The 18,155-nt window shown below is 72.7% G+C and carries 16 protein-coding genes; 8 read left to right on the top strand and 8 right to left on the bottom strand.

Annotation, left to right across the window (positions count from 1 at the left end; genetic code table 11):
- Positions 1-165: 165 nt before the first annotated feature.
- From ACJA3G_RS10710 to ACJA3G_RS10695, 4 genes are all read right to left on the bottom strand, one after another.
- Positions 166-1,503, bottom strand: coding sequence for a hypothetical protein (locus ACJA3G_RS10710; protein WP_406552679.1), 1,338 nt, complete (start codon positions 1,501-1,503; stop codon positions 166-168).
- Positions 1,493-2,035 carry a DUF6114 domain-containing protein gene (locus ACJA3G_RS10705; RefSeq protein WP_406552677.1) on the bottom strand — a complete coding sequence of 181 codons (543 nt, stop codon included), beginning with the start codon at positions 2,033-2,035 and terminating at the stop codon, positions 1,493-1,495. Before ACJA3G_RS10705 ends, ACJA3G_RS10710 begins: the two co-directional genes overlap by 11 nt.
- Positions 2,036-2,130: 95 nt before the next feature.
- The gene (locus ACJA3G_RS10700; protein ID WP_406552676.1) at positions 2,131-2,787 is read right to left on the bottom strand and encodes a DUF6230 family protein; all 657 of its coding nucleotides are present in this window, start codon (positions 2,785-2,787) and stop codon (positions 2,131-2,133) included.
- 636 nt (positions 2,788-3,423) lie between these two features.
- Positions 3,424-4,389: a tetratricopeptide repeat protein gene (locus tag ACJA3G_RS10695; protein WP_406552675.1), complete on the bottom strand. Its 966-nt coding sequence runs from the start codon at positions 4,387-4,389 to the stop codon at positions 3,424-3,426.
- Positions 4,390-4,663: 274 nt separating this feature from the next.
- Here ACJA3G_RS10695 and ACJA3G_RS10690 point away from each other — a divergent pair, with 274 nt between their 5' ends.
- Positions 4,664-5,287, top strand: a complete 624-nt coding sequence (locus tag ACJA3G_RS10690; RefSeq protein ID WP_406552674.1) for a TetR/AcrR family transcriptional regulator — start codon at positions 4,664-4,666, stop codon at positions 5,285-5,287.
- A gap of 255 nt (positions 5,288-5,542) precedes the next feature.
- Here ACJA3G_RS10690 and ACJA3G_RS10685 read toward each other — a convergent pair whose 3' ends face one another.
- A complete protein-coding gene (locus ACJA3G_RS10685) occupies positions 5,543-10,192 on the bottom strand; it encodes an ATP-dependent helicase (RefSeq protein ID WP_406552673.1) in 4,650 nt (1,549 codons plus the stop codon).
- Positions 10,193-10,248: 56 nt separating this feature from the next.
- Between ACJA3G_RS10685 and ACJA3G_RS10680 the strand changes: the two genes are divergently transcribed.
- The 3 genes from ACJA3G_RS10680 to ACJA3G_RS10670 are packed head-to-tail and all read left to right on the top strand — an operon-like array spanning position 10,249 to position 12,261.
- Positions 10,249-11,103: an AraC family ligand binding domain-containing protein gene (locus tag ACJA3G_RS10680; RefSeq protein ID WP_406552672.1), complete on the top strand. Its 855-nt coding sequence runs from the start codon at positions 10,249-10,251 to the stop codon at positions 11,101-11,103.
- Between the two features lie 10 nt (positions 11,104-11,113).
- Complete coding sequence (locus ACJA3G_RS10675) at positions 11,114-11,956, top strand: AzlC family ABC transporter permease (protein ID WP_406552671.1); 843 nt, start codon at positions 11,114-11,116, stop codon at positions 11,954-11,956.
- Positions 11,953-12,261, top strand: a complete 309-nt coding sequence (locus ACJA3G_RS10670) for an AzlD domain-containing protein (protein WP_406552670.1) — start codon at positions 11,953-11,955, stop codon at positions 12,259-12,261. Before ACJA3G_RS10675 ends, ACJA3G_RS10670 begins: the two co-directional genes overlap by 4 nt.
- A 76-nt stretch (positions 12,262-12,337) precedes the next feature.
- On the opposite strand, the gene ACJA3G_RS10665 is transcribed toward ACJA3G_RS10670, so the two are convergent.
- On the bottom strand, positions 12,338-13,288 hold the full coding sequence (locus ACJA3G_RS10665) for a hypothetical protein (protein ID WP_406552669.1): 951 nt from the start codon (positions 13,286-13,288) through the stop codon (positions 12,338-12,340).
- A gap of 79 nt (positions 13,289-13,367) precedes the next feature.
- Here ACJA3G_RS10665 and ACJA3G_RS10660 point away from each other — a divergent pair, with 79 nt between their 5' ends.
- From ACJA3G_RS10660 to recX, 4 genes are all read left to right on the top strand, one after another.
- On the top strand, positions 13,368-13,562 hold the full coding sequence (locus ACJA3G_RS10660; protein WP_406552668.1) for a DUF3046 domain-containing protein: 195 nt from the start codon (positions 13,368-13,370) through the stop codon (positions 13,560-13,562).
- 301 nt (positions 13,563-13,863) lie between these two features.
- Positions 13,864-15,015 (top strand): AI-2E family transporter, encoded by a 1,152-nt coding sequence (locus ACJA3G_RS10655; protein WP_406552678.1) that lies wholly within the window; start codon positions 13,864-13,866, stop codon positions 15,013-15,015.
- Between the two features lie 253 nt (positions 15,016-15,268).
- Entirely contained in the window at positions 15,269-16,390 is a 1,122-nt protein-coding gene (gene recA, locus ACJA3G_RS10650; RefSeq protein ID WP_406552667.1) for a recombinase RecA, read from the top strand.
- A 3-nt stretch (positions 16,391-16,393) separates the two neighbouring features.
- Positions 16,394-17,050, top strand: a complete 657-nt coding sequence (gene recX / locus ACJA3G_RS10645; RefSeq protein ID WP_406552666.1) for a recombination regulator RecX — start codon at positions 16,394-16,396, stop codon at positions 17,048-17,050.
- A gap of 184 nt (positions 17,051-17,234) precedes the next feature.
- Here recX and ACJA3G_RS10640 read toward each other — a convergent pair whose 3' ends face one another.
- Complete coding sequence (locus tag ACJA3G_RS10640) at positions 17,235-17,633, bottom strand: rhodanese-like domain-containing protein (RefSeq protein WP_406552665.1); 399 nt, start codon at positions 17,631-17,633, stop codon at positions 17,235-17,237.
- Positions 17,630-18,155, bottom strand: a 526-nt coding sequence (locus tag ACJA3G_RS10635; RefSeq protein ID WP_406552664.1) for a cysteine dioxygenase, incomplete at its 5' end; no start/stop codon positions are given. The genes ACJA3G_RS10640 and ACJA3G_RS10635, both read right to left, overlap by 4 nt.

Below are 18,155 nucleotides of genomic sequence, written 5' to 3'. Positions count from 1 at the left end.
GGGCACGGGCACCTCGGACCGCGCCGCATACCTTCCGGGCGGTGGGCCGGGGGCTCGCGCTCGGCCCGTTGCCGCCCTCGAAAACGGGACGGCCGTGGCCCGCACCGGAATCGGTGCGGGCCACGGCCGACTGCGGCTCCCGGATGGGTCTCGCGCGGCTGCCCGTTACTCGGGGCTGCCGTCCGTGATGTAGTTCTGCAGGCCCGGGATCGTCAGCGTGCCGCCGAACTGGCCCGCCTGACGGACCGTCACATTCGTGAAGAACGCGGCCGGTACGTTCAGCGGGGGCGGGGTCTGCGGGGTGAACGTGATCGGGATGAGGCCGAAGAGGTTGCCCTTCAGCTCCTCCGTGTACATGGTCACCGTGCCGTTGCGGATCGTCGACTTGGAGCCCGCGCGCGCCTTGACGTGCGCGGTGGTCGGCTTGCCGTTCAGCTCGGGGCCATACACCAGCTGGTGCAGGTTGTCGATGTCCACCGTCTTCGCCGTGAACTTCAGAACCTTCTTGACCTTCCCGCTGCCCGTCTTGACCTCGACGATGCCCTCGTAGTTCAGGCCGCCCAGGGCGAGCATGGAGGTCTTGAGGATCCACGGCTGGTCCGGCAGCAGCGGGACGCCCGCGTCCAGCTTGGCGTTGGCCAGGGCCTTCGGGTCGGCCGTCGGGCACGGGAAGGGCTGCTTGGCGCCGTCGGGGACGTTGGTGTCCTTCTTGGCCTCCAGGCCCTTGGCGCCGTCCGCCAGGTCCTCGACCTTCTGGCCCGCCTGCGCGGCGGCCTCGCGTATCGCGTCGGCCGTCTTGTTGGCGGGCTTCGTCACCGGCTTGGTGGCGGGCTTCGTCGCCGGCTTGCTCGGCGTCGTCTTCGGCTCCGGAGCCTTGGCCGTCGGCTTCGTCGTGGGTGCGGACGTCGCGGTCGTCGACGGCTTCGGGGTCACCGGCGCCGACGGCTTGCTCGGGTGGACGCCCAGGATGTCGCCCAGTACGTCCCCGAGACCCAGCGGGTCGAGCGGGTTGGTGGACTTGGCGGGCGCGGGCGTCGTGGACGGCTCGGTGGCCGGTGCCTTCGTCGGGGCGGAGGTCTTCTGCTGGGCCTTCTCCGCCGACGGGGTGGCCGTCGGGGCCGGCTCCTTGGCCTTGTCCTTCTCCGTGTCCTTGTCGTCCGCCTTGTCCGGGGACGAGGACGAGGAGGACGACGGGTCCGGGGTCGGCTTCGCCGACTTGCTCGACGACGGGCTCGCCGACGCGCTCGGCTCGTCGGAGCGCGTCACACACGGGCCCGGCGCGAACGGGATGTCCGGGTTGTCGTCCGCCATCGCGAGCTTGGGCGTGAGGCTCATCCCGACGAACATGGCGGTCGGCATGGCGGCCAGCGCCATCGCCTTGCCCGCGGGCATGTGCAGCTTCGTCAGCAGCGATTTCCTCGGAGCCGCGTGACGCGGCCCGCCTCTCTCACGGGATTTGTCGCCGCCTCCGGTCGAGTCCAGCTGCGTCTCGTCACCCCGCACTGTTCCTCCCGCCATTGGCGTCGACTGTCGTTTCGGTGACGGCGGTTCCGGGCTCCTCCTCGCGCGGGCCGGGGACGGTGTGGCCGTCCGGCTCGTCGCCCGAGGGGTCGCCGGCCTGAGCGCGCTGGTCACGCCGGCGCGGCTTCGACGGCACCCAGGACAGCGCGAGCGCGCCGCCGAAGAGGGCGAGCAGGAAGCCCATCAGGAAGCCGCCGATGTTCGCCACGGGCAGGGAGATCAGCGCCAGCAGGATGGCCGCGACACCCGCGAAGACCCGGACCTGCTGGTGGTACCAGATGGTCAGGCCGAGCGTGATCAGCAGTACGCCGATGATCAACGAACCGGCGCCCGCCGTCGTGGACATGGCCAGCGTGATGTTCCCGAGGTGGAGATTGGCGTACGGGAAGTACGCGATGGGCACGCCACCGGCCATGGTGAGAAGGCCCGCCCAGAACGGACGGCTGCCCCGCCAGGCCCGGAAACGAAGCCGCCAGTAGGAGAAACCGCGGGAACCTGTGGTCTCGGCGCTCATGGAAAACAGCTCCCTGGTACCGCTGTTGCTGTGAAAGTGAAGAGGTCCCGGTGGCCGTGAGGCCGTGCTCTCTCAGCGGCCACCGGGGGAGATGCCTAGTGCTTGCCCAGCTGGCACTCGTTGGCGCCCGTGGACAGCCGCAGCTTGAGGCCGTTCAGCTTGAAGCTGCCCGCCGTGGTCGCCCACGCGCGCTGCTCGACCTTCTTCAAGGTCGCGTGATCGGCGCGCTGCGCGAACCCGTACGGGTTCGACTTCGGCGTCGCGTTCCCCTGCATCTTCGTCTTGCCGTTGGCCGAGCCCTCGCCCGCCGCGACACCGATGTCGATGTTGGTGAACTCGGCGTCGGTGTCGAGCTGGGACACATCGAGGTAGATGTTGTCCGCCTTGACCGGCTCGCTGCCGCCACCCGCGTTGATAGTCATCGTGATGTTGCCGAAGATCGGAACCTTCGGCGTGACCACGGACTGGCACATGTTGTAGATCTCGGCGTGGCTGAAGCCCGAGACGACAACGGGGTGAGCGGCCTTGTTGCCTTCGAGGTCCGTGCCGGTGGCGACCGACCCGTACTGGAGGAGGTCGTCACCTTCCAGCCGGTCCGCCGTGACCTTGAAGTCAACGCCGGAAACACTGAACGACGCCGCCAGCGCACCCTGGGCGAGCCCGATGCCTATCGCCGCCGTGGCAGCCACGCTGGGCACCATGACCAGCGCGAACCGCTTCCATCTGGTCCCGCCACGAACTTGGGACTCCATGACTTTCCTCCTTCTCGGACGTACATCTCCGGGACGGACCCTCGCAGGCTGTCCAGGGATGGGAGAAGTGCTACGTCCTCGGGAAGGAGCGCCCGAGCCTCAGGCGCGTACCGCGTCCGAATCACCGGCGATCACCCCCGAGCGACAACCACTGGTCGCGCCTGACGCATCACGCACAACCTGCTGGACAGGCCCCGCCGGTAGAGCGGAGACCCCCCTGTCCACGGCCGGCACCACTGCCGCCGGCCGGCTCGGTGGGGACCCAGGAAACGCCCCGCCCCACAGGGCTGTCGGGCTGGTGCGTTATTGGACCGAGCGTGGCCGATCGTGGTCCATTCGGGGGAGGGGCGCAAGGGGGTTCGTTACTTGCCAGTAACGGAGGGATAACCGTGGCGCGACAGCCCGGCATCGGGCCGCCACCCTTCGTACCGCCAAGTCACTGGACAGAAGGGGAAATAGACGTCTCAATACGGACGTAAGAAGCGGTTCAATTTACTGCCAGTAACAGCGACCGCGTTTACCAAGTTTTGGTAAAGCGCGGTCGCCGCTTGTCTCCGTGTCGCCAAATCGTCAGCGCTGTACACGCACGCGATGACAGCTCAGCGGCCCTGGAGCGGCCCGGGGCCGGGCCTCGGTTCAGTAAAGAACTCGCGCCAGCGCACTCCGCGCCTTGGTCACCCGCGGGTCCTCCGGGCCGACCACTTCGAAGAGTTCGAGCAGCCGCCGCCGTGCCGCGTCGCGGTCGTCGCCCGCGGTGACGCGGGCGGTCTCGACGAGGCGGCCGAAGGCGTCCTCGACATGGCCGCCGACCAGGTCCAGGTCGGCCGCCGCGATCTGGGCGGCGGCGTCGGCCGGCTTCTCGGCGGCGTCCTTGCGGACCTGCTGCGGGTCCATCTCCTGGACGCGGCGCAGCAGTTCGGCCTGGGCGAGGCCGAGCTTGGCCTCGGGGTGGCCGGGGTCGTCGGCGAGGACGTTCTTGTACGCCTGGACCGCGCCGGCGAGATCGCCGGAGTCCAGGGCCGTCACGGCCGCTTCGAGCAGGGCGTCGTAGGGGCCGGCCACCGGGGCCGGGGCCTGCGAGGACGCCGCGTCCGCGTCGACGGCGATGCCGGTGAGGCCGAAGCGCTCCTCGGCGACCTGGATCAGCTGGTCGAGGGTCTCGCGGATCTGGGCCTCGGGGGCCGCGCCCTGGAAGAGGGGCAGCGCCTGCCCGGCGACCACCGCGAACACCGCGGGGATGCCCTGGATCCCGAACTGCTGCATCAGCATCTGGTTGGCGTCGACGTCGATCTTGGCCAGAAGGAAACGGCCGTTGTACTCCGCGGCCAGCCGCTCCAGGAGCGGGCCGAGCTGCTTGCACGGCTCGCACCACTCGGCCCAGAAGTCGATGACGACCGGCACCTCGGCCGAGCGCTGGAGGATGTCGCGCTCGAACCCGGCCTCGTCGACATCGATCACGAGGGCGGACGGCGGTACGGCCGCGCCCCCGCCCTGGCGGGCGGCCTCGACTCGGGCCTGCTCCGCCTTGGCCTTGGCCTCACCGGCCGCCTTCACCGCGGCGAGGTCGACGACGCCGCTCATGGACATGTTCCTAGGCTGCATGCGTACATCCTCCCCCTTCCGCGCGCGTGTGTGGTCAACCCGTGGCAGGATCCCGGCGCCCCGGGTCCCCACCCGGCGCCGCTCCCCCGCGGTCCTGCTGTCGCGTCGTCGTGCCGCGTCGTCTGTTCTGTGGTCGTCGCTCAAGACCGCTGAAGTCTTTCGCTACGAGTCGTAGCGTAACTGGAGACGGTACGGGAGGGCCTTCCGAAGGCCGTGATCTCCCCCACAGCGCGTCCCCCGGCGCATTCCTTACTGGCCGGTATGGTCGTACGTCATGTGTGCCGAACCCAGCCCCGCCAGAGCCGTCCGCGGCCGACCTCGCAGCGCCGAGGCGGACGCGGCGATCCTGCTGGCGACCCGGCAGGCGCTGGTGGAGCTGGGCTGGTCGAAGCTGACGATGGGGGACGTGGCGACGCGCGCGGGGGTCGCCAAGACGACCCTGTACCGGCGCTGGGCGGGCAAGAACGAGCTGGTCGTGGACGCAGTGGCGGTCCTCTTCGACGAGCTCGAACTTCCCGACCTCGGCAGTCTCGCGGCGGACGTGGAGGGCGTGGTGCTCCAGTTCGCGTCCATCCTGGAGCGGCCGGAGACGAAGACGGCGCTGATGGCGGTGGTCGCCGAATCCACGCGCGACGACGCGCTGCGGGGACGGATCCGCTCGGCGATCGTGGACCGGCAGAAACGGCTCGTACTGATCGGCCGGGAGCGGGCGCAGGTGCGGGGTGAACTCCCGTACGAGGACGACGCGGTCGCGTCCGCGCGCCACGCCGACCTCATCTTCGATGTGGTGGCGGGGGCGGTGGTGCATCGCGCTCTGGTGAGCGCGGAGCCGGTGGATCAGGAGTGGGCGCGGGAGTTCGCGGTCCTGATCTGCACGGGCCTGCAGTCGACCGCCTGATGCCCCCCTCGGTGGCTCCGCCCCCGAACCCCTGTTCGCGCCCGTGTTCACCCGCGGCCCGGCGGTGGCTGGTCGCGCAGTTCCCCGCGCCCCTGAAAGACCGGTGGCTGAGCCGAGCACTCCGGCTGCGGAAGTCCCCTSAGGGGCGCGGGGAACTGCGCGAGCGACCCAGCACGGTCCGCAGACGAGAGCGGGGCCCGGGCGCAGCCCCGCAAGGGGGCGCGGGGCACCAGCCCCGGGGAGCCCCGGGTGGGGTCAAGGCCGCAGCCGCAACCCCCTCGGCGTCGGGACGAACCCCGCCGACTCCAGCGTCCGTGCCAGCGGCGCCGTGAGCGCGGCCTCCCCGTTGATCCGCTCCAGGGTCACCGTGCCCAGCCGCCCCGCCCGAGCCGCCCCCGCCAGGGACTCCACCGCCGCCAGCAGCGCCGGATCGTCCGGTTCCGGCGGCCATGCGAGCAGGGACTTGCCGCCGCGCTCCATGTAGAGCGTGAGCTCACCGTCGACCAGGACCACCATCGACCCGGCCTTGCGGCCCGGCTTGTGCCCGGCCTTGGACGGCGGCTCGGGCCACGGAAGAGCCGCCCCGTACGCGTTGGCGGGGTCCGCCGCCGCCAGCACCACCCCGCGCGGCGTCGGACGCGCCTCCGCGCGGTCGCGCGCGGTGGCCGCCGCCCGCAGCCGGTCCACCGCCCCGTCCATCGCGAACTGGGCCGCGCCCAGCCCCTCGACCACATAACCCCGCCGCGCCTGCCCGCTGTCCTCGAACGCGGCCAGGATCCGGTACGTGGCCGAGAAGCCGCCCTCGACCCCCTCGGCCGCCACCGCGCCCCTGGTCACCACGCCGTGGCGGTCGAGGAGCGTCCGGGCCAGGGCGTGCGCCCGGTGCGTGGGGTCGGGCTCGCGGGCGGGCAGCAGGGACCAGCGCCCCGAGACCGTCGGCGGCCCGGTGCGCGAGGCGGACCGCGCCGCCGCCGTCAGCGACCCGTACCGCCCACGCGGCACGGTCCGCTTGGCCCGGTGCGCGGTGGACCCGGCGGTGCGGCCCGAGCCCAGCAGCGCCCGCAGCGGGGCCAGTGTGTCGTTGGTGAGCCGCCCCGACCACGCCAGGTCCCAGACGGCGTCGGCGAGTTGGGGGTCGGTCGCCTCCGGGTGCGTGGTGGCGCGGACCTGGTCGGCGATCTGGCGGAAGAACAGCCCGTACCCGGGAGCGAGCGCGGTCAGCACCGACTCGTGCAGCGCGGTGAGCTCCAGGGGATGCGGCGGGGGCAGCAGCAGGGGCGCCGCGTCCGCGAGGAACAGGGAGACCCAGCCGTCCTTGCCGGGCAGCGCCCCCGCCCCCGCCCACAGGACCTCGCCGGTGGTGGTGAGCTCGTCGAGCATCCCGGGGCCGTAGTCGGAGACCCGGGACGGCAGCACCAGCTTCTCCAGAGCGGACGCGGGAACGGCGGCGCCCTGCAACTGCTCAACGGCCCGCGCCAGGCCGTCGATGCCTCGCAGGCTGTTGCTCCCCAGGTGCTGCCACTGGGGCAGGAAGGTGGCCAGCGCCGCCGGGGGCACCGGTTCGAGCTCGTGGCGCAGCGCCGCCAGGGAACGGCGCCGCAGCCGGCGCAGCACCGTCGCGTCGCACCACTCCTGCCCGAGCCCCGCCGGGTGGAACTCGCCCTGGACCACCCGCCCGCTCGCCGCCAGCCGCTGCAGCGCGCCCTCGGTGACAGCCGTGCCGAGGCCGAACCGGGCGGCGGCCGTGGCCGAGGTGAACGGGCCGTGCGTGCGCGCGTACCGCGACAGGAGGTCGCCGAGGGGGTCCTTGACCGGCTCCATGAACGCCTCGGGCACCCCCACCGGCAGCGCCGTGCCCAGCGCGTCGCGCAGCCGCCCGGCGTCCTCGATCGCCGCCCAGTGCTCGACGCCGCCGAGCCGCACCCGGATGGCGCGCCGGGCGGACGCGAGCTCCGGCGCCCACGGCGTCTCGGCGCCGCGCGCGACCAGCTCCTCGTCCGTCAGCGGGCCCAGCACCCGCAGCAGGTCGGCGACGCCCTCCAGGTCCTTGATCCGGCGGTCCTCGGTGAGCCACTGGAGCTCCTGCTCCAGCTCGGTGAGGACTTCCGCGTCCAGCAGCTCGCGCAGCTCGGCCTGGCCGAGGAGCTCGGCCAGCAGATGGGAGTCGAGCGAGAGGGCGGCGGCCCGCCGCTCGGCCAGCGGTGAGTCGCCCTCGTACAGGAACTGGGCGACATAACCGAAGAGCAGCGAACGCGCGAAAGGGGACGGCTCGGGCGTGGTCACCTCGACCAGCCGGACCCGGCGCGCCTCCAGGTCACCCATCAGCTCGGTCAGACCCGGCACGTCGAAGACGTCCTGGAGGCACTCGCGGACGGCCTCCAGGACGATCGGGAACGAGCCGAACTCGCTCGCCACCTGGAGCAGCTGGGCCGCCCGCTGGCGCTGCTGCCACAGCGGGGTGCGCTTGCCGGGGTTGCGCCGGGGGAGCAGCAACGCGCGCGCGGCGCACTCCCGGAAGCGGGCGGCGAACAGCGCCGAGCCGCCGACCTGCTCGGTGACGATCTGCTCGATCTCGCCCTTGTCGAAGACGGTGTCCGCGGCCCCGACCGGCGCCTGCTCGCTGTCGAACGTCGAATCCAGGTGGCCCGGGTCCTGGTCGAGCAGGTCGAGGCCCATCAGATCCGCGTCGGGCAGCCGCAGCACGATGCCGTCGTCGGCGTGCATGACCTGGGCGTCCATCCCGTACCGCTCGGCCAGGCGGGCGCCGAGGGCGAGCGCCCAGGGGGCGTGCACCTGGGCGCCGAAGGGGGAGTGGATGACGACCCGCCAGTCGCCCAGCTCGTCGCGGAACCGCTCCACGAGGATGGTGCGGTCGTCGGGGACATGGCCGCACGCGCGGCGCTGCTCGTCGAGGTAGGCGATCACATTGTCCGCCGCCCAGGCGTCCAGGCCCGCGCTCAGCAGCCGCAACCGCGCGTCCTCGGCGCTCAGGGAGCCGACCTCGCGCAGGAACGCGCCCAGCGCGCGCCCCAGTTCGAGCGGACGGCCCAGCTGGTCGCCCTTCCAGAAGGGCAGCCTGCCCGGCACACCGGGGGCGGGCGAGACCAGCACCCGGTCGCGGGTGATGTCCTCGATCCGCCAGGACGTGGTGCCCAGCGTGAACACATCGCCGACGCGCGACTCGTAGACCATCTCCTCGTCGAGCTCTCCGACCCGGCCGCCGCCCTTCTTGGGATCGGAGCCCGCGAGGAAGACGCCGAAGAGGCCGCGGTCCGGGATGGTGCCCCCGGACGTCACCGCGAGGCGCTGCGCGCCGGGACGGCCCGTGACCGTCCCCGCCACGCGGTCCCAGACCACGCGCGGGCGCAGCTCGGCGAAGGCGTCCGAGGGATAGCGGCCCGCCAGCATGTCCAGGACGGCCGTGAACGCCGACTCCGGAAGGGCCGCGAAGGGCGCCGCCCGGCGGACCAGGGCCAGCAGGTCGTCGGCCTGCCAACTGTCCAGCGCCGTCATGGCGACCAGCTGCTGCGCCAGTACGTCCAGCGGGTTGGACGGAACCCGCAGCGACTCGATGGCTCCCGAACGCATCCGCTCGGTCACCACGGCCGACTGGACCAGATCGCCCCGGTACTTCGGGAAGACCACTCCCGTGGAGACCGCGCCCACCTGGTGGCCCGCGCGGCCCACCCGCTGGAGACCCGAGGCGACCGAGGGCGGCGACTCGACCTGGACGACCAGGTCCACCGCACCCATGTCGATGCCCAGTTCAAGACTGGACGTGGCGACCACGGCGGGCAGCCGGCCCGCCTTCAGGTCCTCCTCGACCAGGGCGCGCTGCTCCTTGGAGACCGAGCCGTGGTGGGCGCGCGCGAGGACGGGCGGCGCGCCCTTGGCCGCTCCCGACTGGGCCATGACCTCGGCGGGGGAGTGGGCTTCCCCGAGCGGCACGGAGGACTCGCCCGCCTCCAGCGCGGCAGCCGTCGCCCGCTCGTACGCGATCTCGTTGAGCCGGTTGCACAGCCGCTCGGCGAGCCGGCGGGAGTTGGCGAAGACGATCGTCGACCGGTGCGCCTGCACCAGGTCGACGATGCGCTCCTCCACATGCGGCCAGATGGACGGCTTCTCCGCGCCCTCGGCGGCGTCGGCCGCCGGCGCGCCGCCCAGCTCTCCCAGGTCCTGCACCGGCACGACCACCGACAGGTCGAACTCCTTGGTGGAGCGCGGCTGGACGATCTCCACCTTGCGCTGCGGCGACAGGAAGCGCGCCACCTCGTCCACCGGACGGACCGTCGCCGACAGACCGATCCGGCGGGCCGGTCTGGCCAGGAGCTCGTCCAACCGCTCCAGGGACAGGGCCAGATGGGCTCCGCGCTTGGTGCCCGCCACCGCGTGCACCTCGTCCAGGATCACCGTCTCGACGCCCGACAGCGCCTCGCGCGCGGAGGACGTGAGCATCAGGAACAGCGATTCGGGGGTGGTGATCAGAATGTCCGGCGGCCTGGTCGACATGGCGCGGCGCTCGGCGGGCGGGGTGTCGCCGGACCGGATCCCGACCCGCACCTCCGGCTCCGGCATGCCCAGACGCACCGACTCCTGGCGGATGCCGGTGAGCGGGGAGCGCAGATTGCGCTCGACGTCGACCGCCAGCGCCTTCAGCGGTGACACGTACAGCACCCGGCAGCGCTTCTTCGGCTCGGCCGGCGGCGGGGCCGCGGCCAGCCCGTCCAGCGCGGCCAGGAACGCGGCGAGGGTCTTGCCCGAGCCGGTCGGCGCCACCACCAGCACGTCCGACCCCTCGGAGATCGCCCGCCAGGCACCCTCCTGCGCGGCGGTGGGCGCGGTGAAGGCCCCCGTGAACCAGCCCCTGGTCGCCGGAGAGAAGGAGTCGAGCGCTGTCCTTGCCATGGTCCCCATCGTGCACCCACCCACTGACAATGGCCCGGAGCTGCGAGAATGCCTATATGAGCGCGGCCGAGGAGTGGGCACGGCACTGGCGGTACCCGGGGCTGCCGGGCCTCGAACTGCTGCACGCCCGCTACGTCAGCCACTCGTTCTCCCGCCACAGCCACGAGGGCTTCGTCCTCGGGGCGGTGCGCGGCGGGATCGAGGACGTGGTCCTGCCCGGCGAGACCGTACGGGCGCGCCCCGGCACCGTCGTCATGATCAACCCCGAGGTGCCGCACTCGGCCCACGCCGGCGTCCCCGAGGGCTGGACGTACGCCACGCTCTACCCGTCGCCGCAGCTGATCGCCGGTCTCGCCGCCGAGGTCACCACCCTGCGCGGGACCGTGGGATTCGCCGAGACCATCGTCGAGGACCCGCACACCTCCCGGCTCATCCAGGAGGTGCACCGCGCGGCCGAGGAGGGCAACGCGCTCGCCGCCGACACGGTGTTCCGCGTCGCCGTCGCCCGGCTGCTGCGCCGCCACGGACACTCCCTGCCCGCGCGCACCACCGGATCGGCGGGCGCCCGTACGGCCGCGTCCGCCCGCGCCCTCCTGGAAGAGCGCCTGGCCGACCCGCCGTCCCTGGAGCGGCTCGCCCGCGACCTCGGGACCAGCCCGTTCGCCCTGCTGCGGGCCTTCAAGGGCGCGTACGGGCTGCCCCCGCACACCTGGCTCACCGGCGAGCGCGTCCGCCGCGCCAGGCTGCTCCTGGAGGCCGGGACCGCGCCCGCCGAGGCCGCCGCGGCCGTGGGCTTCACCGACCAGCCGCACCTCAACCGGCACTTCACCCGCATCGTGGGTGTCACCCCCGGCGTGTACCGCAGGGAGCGCGCAAGAACGTACAAGAACGCGGGCGCCCCGCCCACGTAACGTCCGGGACGTGGCAGCAGAACAGTCAGCACTCCCAGACATACGCCCCGACGGCGCGCGTCCCGCGAGCTCCCCCAGCAGGGGTGCCGGGCCGGACCCCGCCGTCGAGGGCCCCCACAAGCCGGACTCCGCCGTGGTCAGGGACGCCCTCGGCGTCGGCATCGCCGTCGGGCTCTCCGGCTTCGCCTTCGGCGTCACCTCGGCGGGCTCGGGACTCACCCTCCTGCAGACGTGCGCGCTCAGCCTGCTCGTCTTCACCGGGGCCTCGCAGTTCGCCCTGGTGGGCGCGCTCGCGGCGGGCGGCAACCCGTTCACGGCGGCGGCCGGCGCGTTCTTCCTGGGCGTACGCAACGCCTTCTACGGACTGCGGCTGTCGCAGCTGCTCGCACTCCCGCGCGCGGTGCGGCCCCTCGCCGCCCAGTGGGTCATCGACGAGACGACCGCCGTGACCCTCGCCCAGCCCACCCGCCGGGCCGCGCGGATCGGCTTCACCGTCACCGGACTCACGCTCTACGTCCTGTGGAACCTGACGACCCTGGCCGGCGCCATGGGCGCGGAGGCGATCGGCGACACGGACGCCTGGGGGCTGGACGCGGCGAGCCCCGCCGTCTTCCTGGCGCTGCTCGCGCCGATGCTCACCACCGCGACGGAACGGATCACCGCCGGGCTCGCGGTCCTGCTGGCCCTGGGCTTCCTGCCGGTGCTGCCCGCCGGGGCGCCGGTCCTGGTGGCCGCGCTCGCCGCGCCCGTCGTGCTGGTCCTGAAGGGGCGCGCGGACGGGGCGAAGCGCCCCGGGTCCACTCCGGGCGCCGCCCCGGCCGACGGGAACTCCACGAAGGGAGCGGGGCGTTGAACGTCTGGATCGCCATCGCCGCCACCGCCGTCAGTTGCTACCTGGTCAAGCTCCTCGGCCTCCTGGTCCCCGCCGGGGCGCTGGAGCGGCCCCTGGTGCGACGGCTCTCCGCGCTGCTTCCGGTGGCTCTGCTGGCCGCCCTCACCGCCCAGCAGACCTTCAGCAGCGGACATCACCTGGCCCTCGACGCCCGGGGCGCGGGTCTCGCGGCGGCGGCCGTCGCCCTGATGCTGCGCGCCCCCTTCCTGGTGATCGTCGCCGCCGCCGTCCTGGTGACGGCCGGAGCGCGGGCCCTGGGCGGCTGAGCTCTGCCCGGCGGTCCGTACGGAGAACGTCCGCCCGTCCCGCACCGCGGGCGGGCGGATGTCCGTACGCCCCGCGTCAGCCGATCGCGCGGCCGTGCGCGCGCAGGGTACGCAGCGCCTCGATCGTCACGATCGGCCGCCACTCCAGAGCCGTGCCGGGCGCCCACTCGCTCCAGTGGATGGGCCAGCCGCCGTCCTCCTGCTGCTCGGCCGTGAGGTGGTCGAGCGAGCGCGCCATCTCCTCGTCCGTGAACCAGCGGCGGGCCAGGGACTCGGGCACGCGCGCGTAGTCGTGCGGGAAGTGGTGCTCGGACGGTGCGTATCCGGGGGCGACCGGGAAGTCCCCGAGCCGGTCCGGATCGAGCACCGCGAGCCGCTGCTCGCGCACCAGGCGCCCGAGCCGGTCGGCCGCCGCCTCGGCCCGGGCACGGTCCGGCGCTCCGTCCAGGAAGGCGACCGCCGCCTCGATCTCGTACGGATGCGACTTCTCCAGGGCGTCGACGGCCGCCCAGCAGAAGTCCGTGGCCCGGAAGAGCCAGGCGTGCCACACCTGGTTGCGGTGGAGCAGCCCGACCACCGGGCCCGTGGCCAGCAGCTCGCTGGGCGGGTCGTCGACGATCCGTACGAACGGCGCCACGGGGTAGCCGCGCGCCGACGGGTGCAGCGCGGGCAGGGCGCCGTCCCGCGTCGAGACCGCCGTCAGATAGCCGCAGATCCGTTCCGCCCCCCGCCCGCTCACACGGGCGACGGAGTCCAGGACGCGCAGCGCGTGCGCGGTGTGCAGCGGCTGGCTGACGGGGCCGCGCAGATCGGGCTCCAGCGCGTGCCCATAGCCCCCGTCGTCGTTCTGGTAGGCGGCGAGTGCGGTCTCCACGGGGTCGGCGCCGCCGCCGAGGAAGTGGTGCGCGAACCGCCGCTGCTCCAGCACCCGGGCCGTCAGCCAGACGAACTGCTCGGCTCGGGCGAGCGGTGTGCGGGGCGCGCGGGACGTGCGGACAGTCGCGGGTGATGTTCCGGATCCGGCCATGGTCCGACCGTAGGGCGCCCGGCGCCGCGGTCGAGCCGGACGGCCCCGGCTGCACTCTCAGGGGCGGGATACTGGTGTCATGCGGTTGACGATTTTCTGGGAGCGGATGGCCGACCACTTCGGCGCCGCCTACGCCGACTCCTTCGCGCGCGACCATGTGATCGCCGAACTCGGCCATCGCACCGTGCACGAGGCGCTCGACGCGGGCTGGGAGACCAAGGACGTCTGGCGGGCCGTGTGCACCGCCATGGACGTGCCCGCGCACAGGCGGTGACGATCCGGGGCTGACGGCCCGGGCTGTCCGGGGCATGGGCGAGACTTGCCGGGTGGCACCCATTGACGAGAGCGACACCCAGACAGACCACCGGGCCGACCGCCCGGCCGGGAACGACCGAGGACCAGGGAAAACAGCCCGTTCCGACGGCGAACCGCGTTCCACGGACGGCGGGCGCCCGCCGCAGGACGCGGGCGCGCACACGGGGGCGCGCGACGTCCCGGCCGCGCCCGGGGCGGCTCCGGGCGCCGGGACCGCCGGGCCGCCGCCGGCCGTGCCCGGGACCGGCGGCGCCGTGCGCATGCCGCGGTGGCTGCCGCGCGCCATGGTGCTCGCGCTCGCCCTCTACGCCTGCTTCCAGCTCGGCAACTGGGCCTTCCACCAGCTCATCGGGCTGCTGATCAATGTGCTGATCTCGTTCTTCCTCGCCCTCGCGGTGGAACCGGCCGTCGGGCGGATGTCGGCTCGCGGGATGCGCCGCGGCCTGGCCACCTTCATCGTCTTCTTCGCGGTCTTCCTGGTGACGGCCGGGTTCATCGTGCTGCTCGGCTCGATGCTGGCGGGCCAGATCGTCGACATGGTCGAGCACTTCCCCAAGTATCTCGACTCGGTGATCAGCTGGGTCAACCAGAACTTCCACACCGAGCTCTCCCGGGTCGAGGTGCAGGACAGCCTGCTGCACTCGGACTGGCTCCAGAAGTACGTGCAGAACAGCGCGAGCGGTGTGCTCGACGTCTCGGCCACCGTCCTGGGCGGCCTCTTCCGGCTGCTGACGATCTTCCTCTTCTCGTTCTACTTCGCCGCCGACGGGCCCCGGCTGCGGCGCACGGTCTGCTCCATGCTGCCGCCCTCCCGCCAGGCCGAGGTGCTGCGCGCCTGGGAGCTCGCGGTCGACAAGACCGGCGGCTACCTCTACTCGCGCGGTCTGATGGCGCTGATCTCGGGAGTCGCGCACTACGTCCTGCTGCAGATCCTGGGCGTGCCGTACGCCCCGGTCCTCGCGGTCTGGGTGGGGCTGGTCTCGCAGTTCATCCCCACCATCGGCACGTATCTGGCGGGCGCGCTGCCCATGCTGATCGCCTTCACCGTCGACCCCTGGTACGCGGTGTGGGTGCTGGGCTTCGTGGTGGTCTACCAGCAGTTCGAGAACTACATGCTGCAGCCCAAGCTCACCGCCAGGACGGTCGACATCCACCCGGCGGTCGCCTTCGGCTCGGTCATCGCGGGCACCGCCCTGATGGGAGCGGTCGGCGCGCTGATCGCGATCCCCGCGGTGGCGACGCTCCAGGCGTTCCTGGGCGCCTATGTGAAGCGCTACGACGTGATGGACGACCCGCGCGTCCACGGCCGGCGCGAGCGGGTCGGAGACTCCGCCCTGGTGCGTGTACGGCGGACGCTGCGCCGGGACCGGGCGGAGCAGCCGGCCGCGTCGGGCGGCTCGGACGGCGTCTGAGGGGGGCGGCCGGGGCCCTTCCGGCCGCCTCCTCGGGGCGTCACGCGGTGCCCCGGCCCGGGCCGCGTGGTGCGCTTGACACCAAAATCGAACATCCATTCATATGGAAGCGCGGCCCTGTGTTCACTTGGGTTCCGCCGGGTTTCCGGTGGGGGTTATCCACAGGCGGGAGGGACTCCGGGGCCCATTGTCAGTGGCAGGGGTTAGCGTCTTTGACGTGAAGCGATCGACTCAAGCAAATCGGGTGGAACCCATGGCAGGAACCGACCGCGAGAAGGCGCTGGACGCCGCGCTCGCACAGATTGAACGGCAATTCGGCAAGGGCGCGGTGATGCGCCTGGGCGAGCGGCCGAATGAGCCCATCGAGGTCATCCCCACCGGGTCGACGGCGCTCGACGTGGCGCTCGGCGTGGGCGGACTGCCGCGCGGCCGAGTGGTGGAGGTCTACGGCCCGGAGTCCTCCGGCAAGACGACCCTGACCCTGCACGCGGTGGCGAACGCGCAGAAGGCCGGCGGCCAGGTGGCCTTCGTGGACGCCGAGCACGCCCTGGACCCCGAGTACGCGAAGAAGCTCGGCGTCGACATCGACAACCTGATCCTGTCCCAGCCGGACAACGGCGAGCAGGCTCTGGAGATCGTCGACATGCTGGTCCGCTCGGGCGCGCTCGACCTGATCGTCATCGACTCCGTCGCGGCCCTGGTGCCGCGCGCGGAGATCGAGGGCGAGATGGGCGACTCCCACGTGGGTCTCCAGGCCCGGCTGATGAGCCAGGCGCTCCGGAAGATCACCAGCGCGCTGAACCAGTCCAAGACCACCGCGATCTTCATCAACCAGCTCCGCGAGAAGATCGGTGTGATGTTCGGCTCGCCGGAGACCACCACCGGTGGCCGCGCCCTGAAGTTCTATGCCTCGGTGCGCCTCGACATCCGCCGTATCGAGACCCTGAAGGACGGCACCGACGCGGTCGGCAACCGCACCCGGGTCAAGGTCGTCAAGAACAAGGTCGCGCCGCCCTTCAAGCAGGCCGAGTTCGACATCCTCTACGGCCAGGGCATCAGCCGCGAGGGCGGCCTGATCGACATGGGCGTCGAGCACGGCTTCGTCCGCAAGGCCGGCGCCTGGTACACGTACGAGGGCGACCAGCTCGGCCAGGGCAAGGAGAACGCCCGCAACTTCCTGAAGGACAACCCCGACCTCGCCAACGAGATCGAGAAGAAGATCAAGGAGAAGCTGGGCGTCGGCGTCCGGCCCGAGGAGCCGAAGGCCGAGCCCGCCGTGGACGCGGCCGGTGCGGCCTCGGAGGCGGAGGCGGCATCCGTGCCCGCCCCGGCCACCAAGGCCAAGACGGCCAAGGCCACCGCCGCCAAGAGCTAGACCATGACACGCAGGACCGAATGGGCCGAGCCGGACGGGACGGGCCCCGACCGGGCCCGGTCCGCGCGGCCGGGCCCGAAGCGGGCCGGCTCCCGACGGGCCGGCCCGGAGGGATTCGGCGACGGCGTCGGCTCGCCGGGGCCCGAGAGGGAACCGGCGCCTCAGGACCCGGCCGAGCGGGCGCGGGCGATCTGCCTGCGCCTGCTCACCGGGACCCCCCGGACCCGTAAGCAACTGGCCGACGCCCTCAAGAAGCGCGAGATCCCCGACGAGGTCGCCGAGGAGGTCCTCTCCCGCTTCGAGGAGGTGGGACTGATCAACGACGCGGCGTTCGCGGACGCCTGGGTCGAGTCCCGTCACCACGGGCGCGGCCTGGCCCGCCGGGCGCTCGCCCGGGAACTCCGCACCAAGGGCGTGGACTCGGCGGTCGTCGACGAGGCCGTCGGGCAGCTCGACTCCGACCAGGAGGAGGAGACCGCGCGGGAGCTGGTGGCCCGCAAGCTCCGCTCCACCCAGGGCCTGGACCGCGACCGCCGCATCCGCCGCCTCGCCGGGATGCTGGCCCGCAAGGGCTACCCGGAAGGCATGGCCCTGCGGGTCGTGCGCCAGGCCCTGGAGGCCGAGGGCGAGACGGCGGATGACTTGTACGAGCCGTTCTGACGGGCAGTGCGGACAGACGTACGCACGGGGGCGTACGCACGAGCGTGCGGACGGGAAGGGCGGGCCGGGCCGGGCGTTCTCGCGCGGCACGCGCTGACGAGGCGTACCGGTCGGACGGATGGTGCCGGGCCGGTCGGCCGGTCGCAGGCCTTAAACCCGCCCCGCCGCCCGCCGGCAGCGGTCCTCACGTGGGCGTCGTCACCGGTAGTCCGTCCGCGCGCCACGCCTGGAATCCGCCGACCAGGTCCGTCGCCCGGAGCAGCCCCAACTGGTGCAGGGAGGCGGCGGCCAGCGACGAGGCGTAGCCCTCGTTGCAGATCACCACGATCCGCAGGTCGTGGCTCGTGGCCTCCGGGACGCGGTGGCTGCCCCGTGGGTCGAGCCGCCACTCCAGCTCGTTGCGCTCGACGACGAGCGCCCCCGGGATCAGACCGTCGCGTTCGCGCAGCGACGCGTACCGGATGTCGACCAGGAGCGCCTCGCCCGCCCGCGCGGCGTCGTGCGCCTCCCGAGGCGCGACCCGGTCCAGGCCCTCGCGGACGCGGTCCAGCAACTCGTCGACTCCCACCGGTCGTTCGCTCAACTCCAGTCCTCCGGGCGCTCGACGTGCTCCAGCCGCAGCACCGCGCCGGTACGGCTGAAACGCCGGATCAGGGGCAGCGGCGGATAGTAGGCGTGCACCGAGACCGTGTGCCGGGTCGTCGACTCGTTCCGGACCTCGTGCACATGGTGGGGTCCGAAAGCCCGCCCCTCACCGGCCCCGACGTTACGTGAACGGTCGAGGTCCTCGGCGAGTTCCAGCGTCTTCCACCCCTCCGCCGGCAGCCTCGCCGCCAGCGAGTCCTCGCGGAGCGTTCCGGCGGCCGTGGCGAACGCGCCGTGCGAGCCCCCGTGGTCGTGCCAGCCGGTGCCGGTGCCGGGCGGCCAGCCGATCAGCCACGCCTCGCTGCCGCCGGGCCCATCCAGCCGGATCCAGGTCCTGCCCTGCGGATCGAGCGGCAGGGAGGAGACGAGCGAGGTGTCGGCGGCCGTGCGGCGGACGAAGTCGAGCAGGTCCGCCCGGCTCGGCGCGGCGGACGAGGCGGGAGCGGACGAGGCGGGAGCG

The sequence above is a fragment of the Streptomyces sp. YS-3 genome (genome assembly GCF_045257485.1).
Classification (GTDB): domain Bacteria; phylum Actinomycetota; class Actinomycetes; order Streptomycetales; family Streptomycetaceae; genus Streptomyces.
The sequence above is the reverse complement of the archived record's forward strand: the minus strand, read 5'-3'. Positions and strand labels throughout refer to the sequence as shown.

Excerpts from the sequence above, each read along its gene's own strand:
- ACJA3G_RS10705 (WP_406552677.1), bottom strand. The coding sequence starts at position 2,035 with ATGAGCGCCGAGACCACAGGTTCCCGCGGTTTCTCCTACTGGCGGCTT.
- ACJA3G_RS10700 (WP_406552676.1), bottom strand. The coding sequence starts at position 2,787 with ATGGAGTCCCAAGTTCGTGGCGGGACCAGATGGAAGCGGTTCGCGCTG.
- ACJA3G_RS10695 (WP_406552675.1), bottom strand. The coding sequence starts at position 4,389 with ATGCAGCCTAGGAACATGTCCATGAGCGGCGTCGTCGACCTCGCCGCG.
- ACJA3G_RS10690 (WP_406552674.1), top strand. The coding sequence starts at position 4,664 with ATGTGTGCCGAACCCAGCCCCGCCAGAGCCGTCCGCGGCCGACCTCGC.
- ACJA3G_RS10685 (WP_406552673.1), bottom strand. The coding sequence starts at position 10,192 with ATGGCAAGGACAGCGCTCGACTCCTTCTCTCCGGCGACCAGGGGCTGG.
- ACJA3G_RS10680 (WP_406552672.1), top strand. The coding sequence starts at position 10,249 with ATGAGCGCGGCCGAGGAGTGGGCACGGCACTGGCGGTACCCGGGGCTG.
- ACJA3G_RS10665 (WP_406552669.1), bottom strand. The coding sequence starts at position 13,288 with ATGGCCGGATCCGGAACATCACCCGCGACTGTCCGCACGTCCCGCGCG.
- ACJA3G_RS10660 (WP_406552668.1), top strand. The coding sequence starts at position 13,368 with ATGCGGTTGACGATTTTCTGGGAGCGGATGGCCGACCACTTCGGCGCC.
- ACJA3G_RS10655 (WP_406552678.1), top strand. The coding sequence starts at position 13,864 with ATGCCGCGGTGGCTGCCGCGCGCCATGGTGCTCGCGCTCGCCCTCTAC.
- recA (WP_406552667.1), top strand. The coding sequence starts at position 15,269 with ATGGCAGGAACCGACCGCGAGAAGGCGCTGGACGCCGCGCTCGCACAG.
- recX (WP_406552666.1), top strand. The coding sequence starts at position 16,394 with ATGACACGCAGGACCGAATGGGCCGAGCCGGACGGGACGGGCCCCGAC.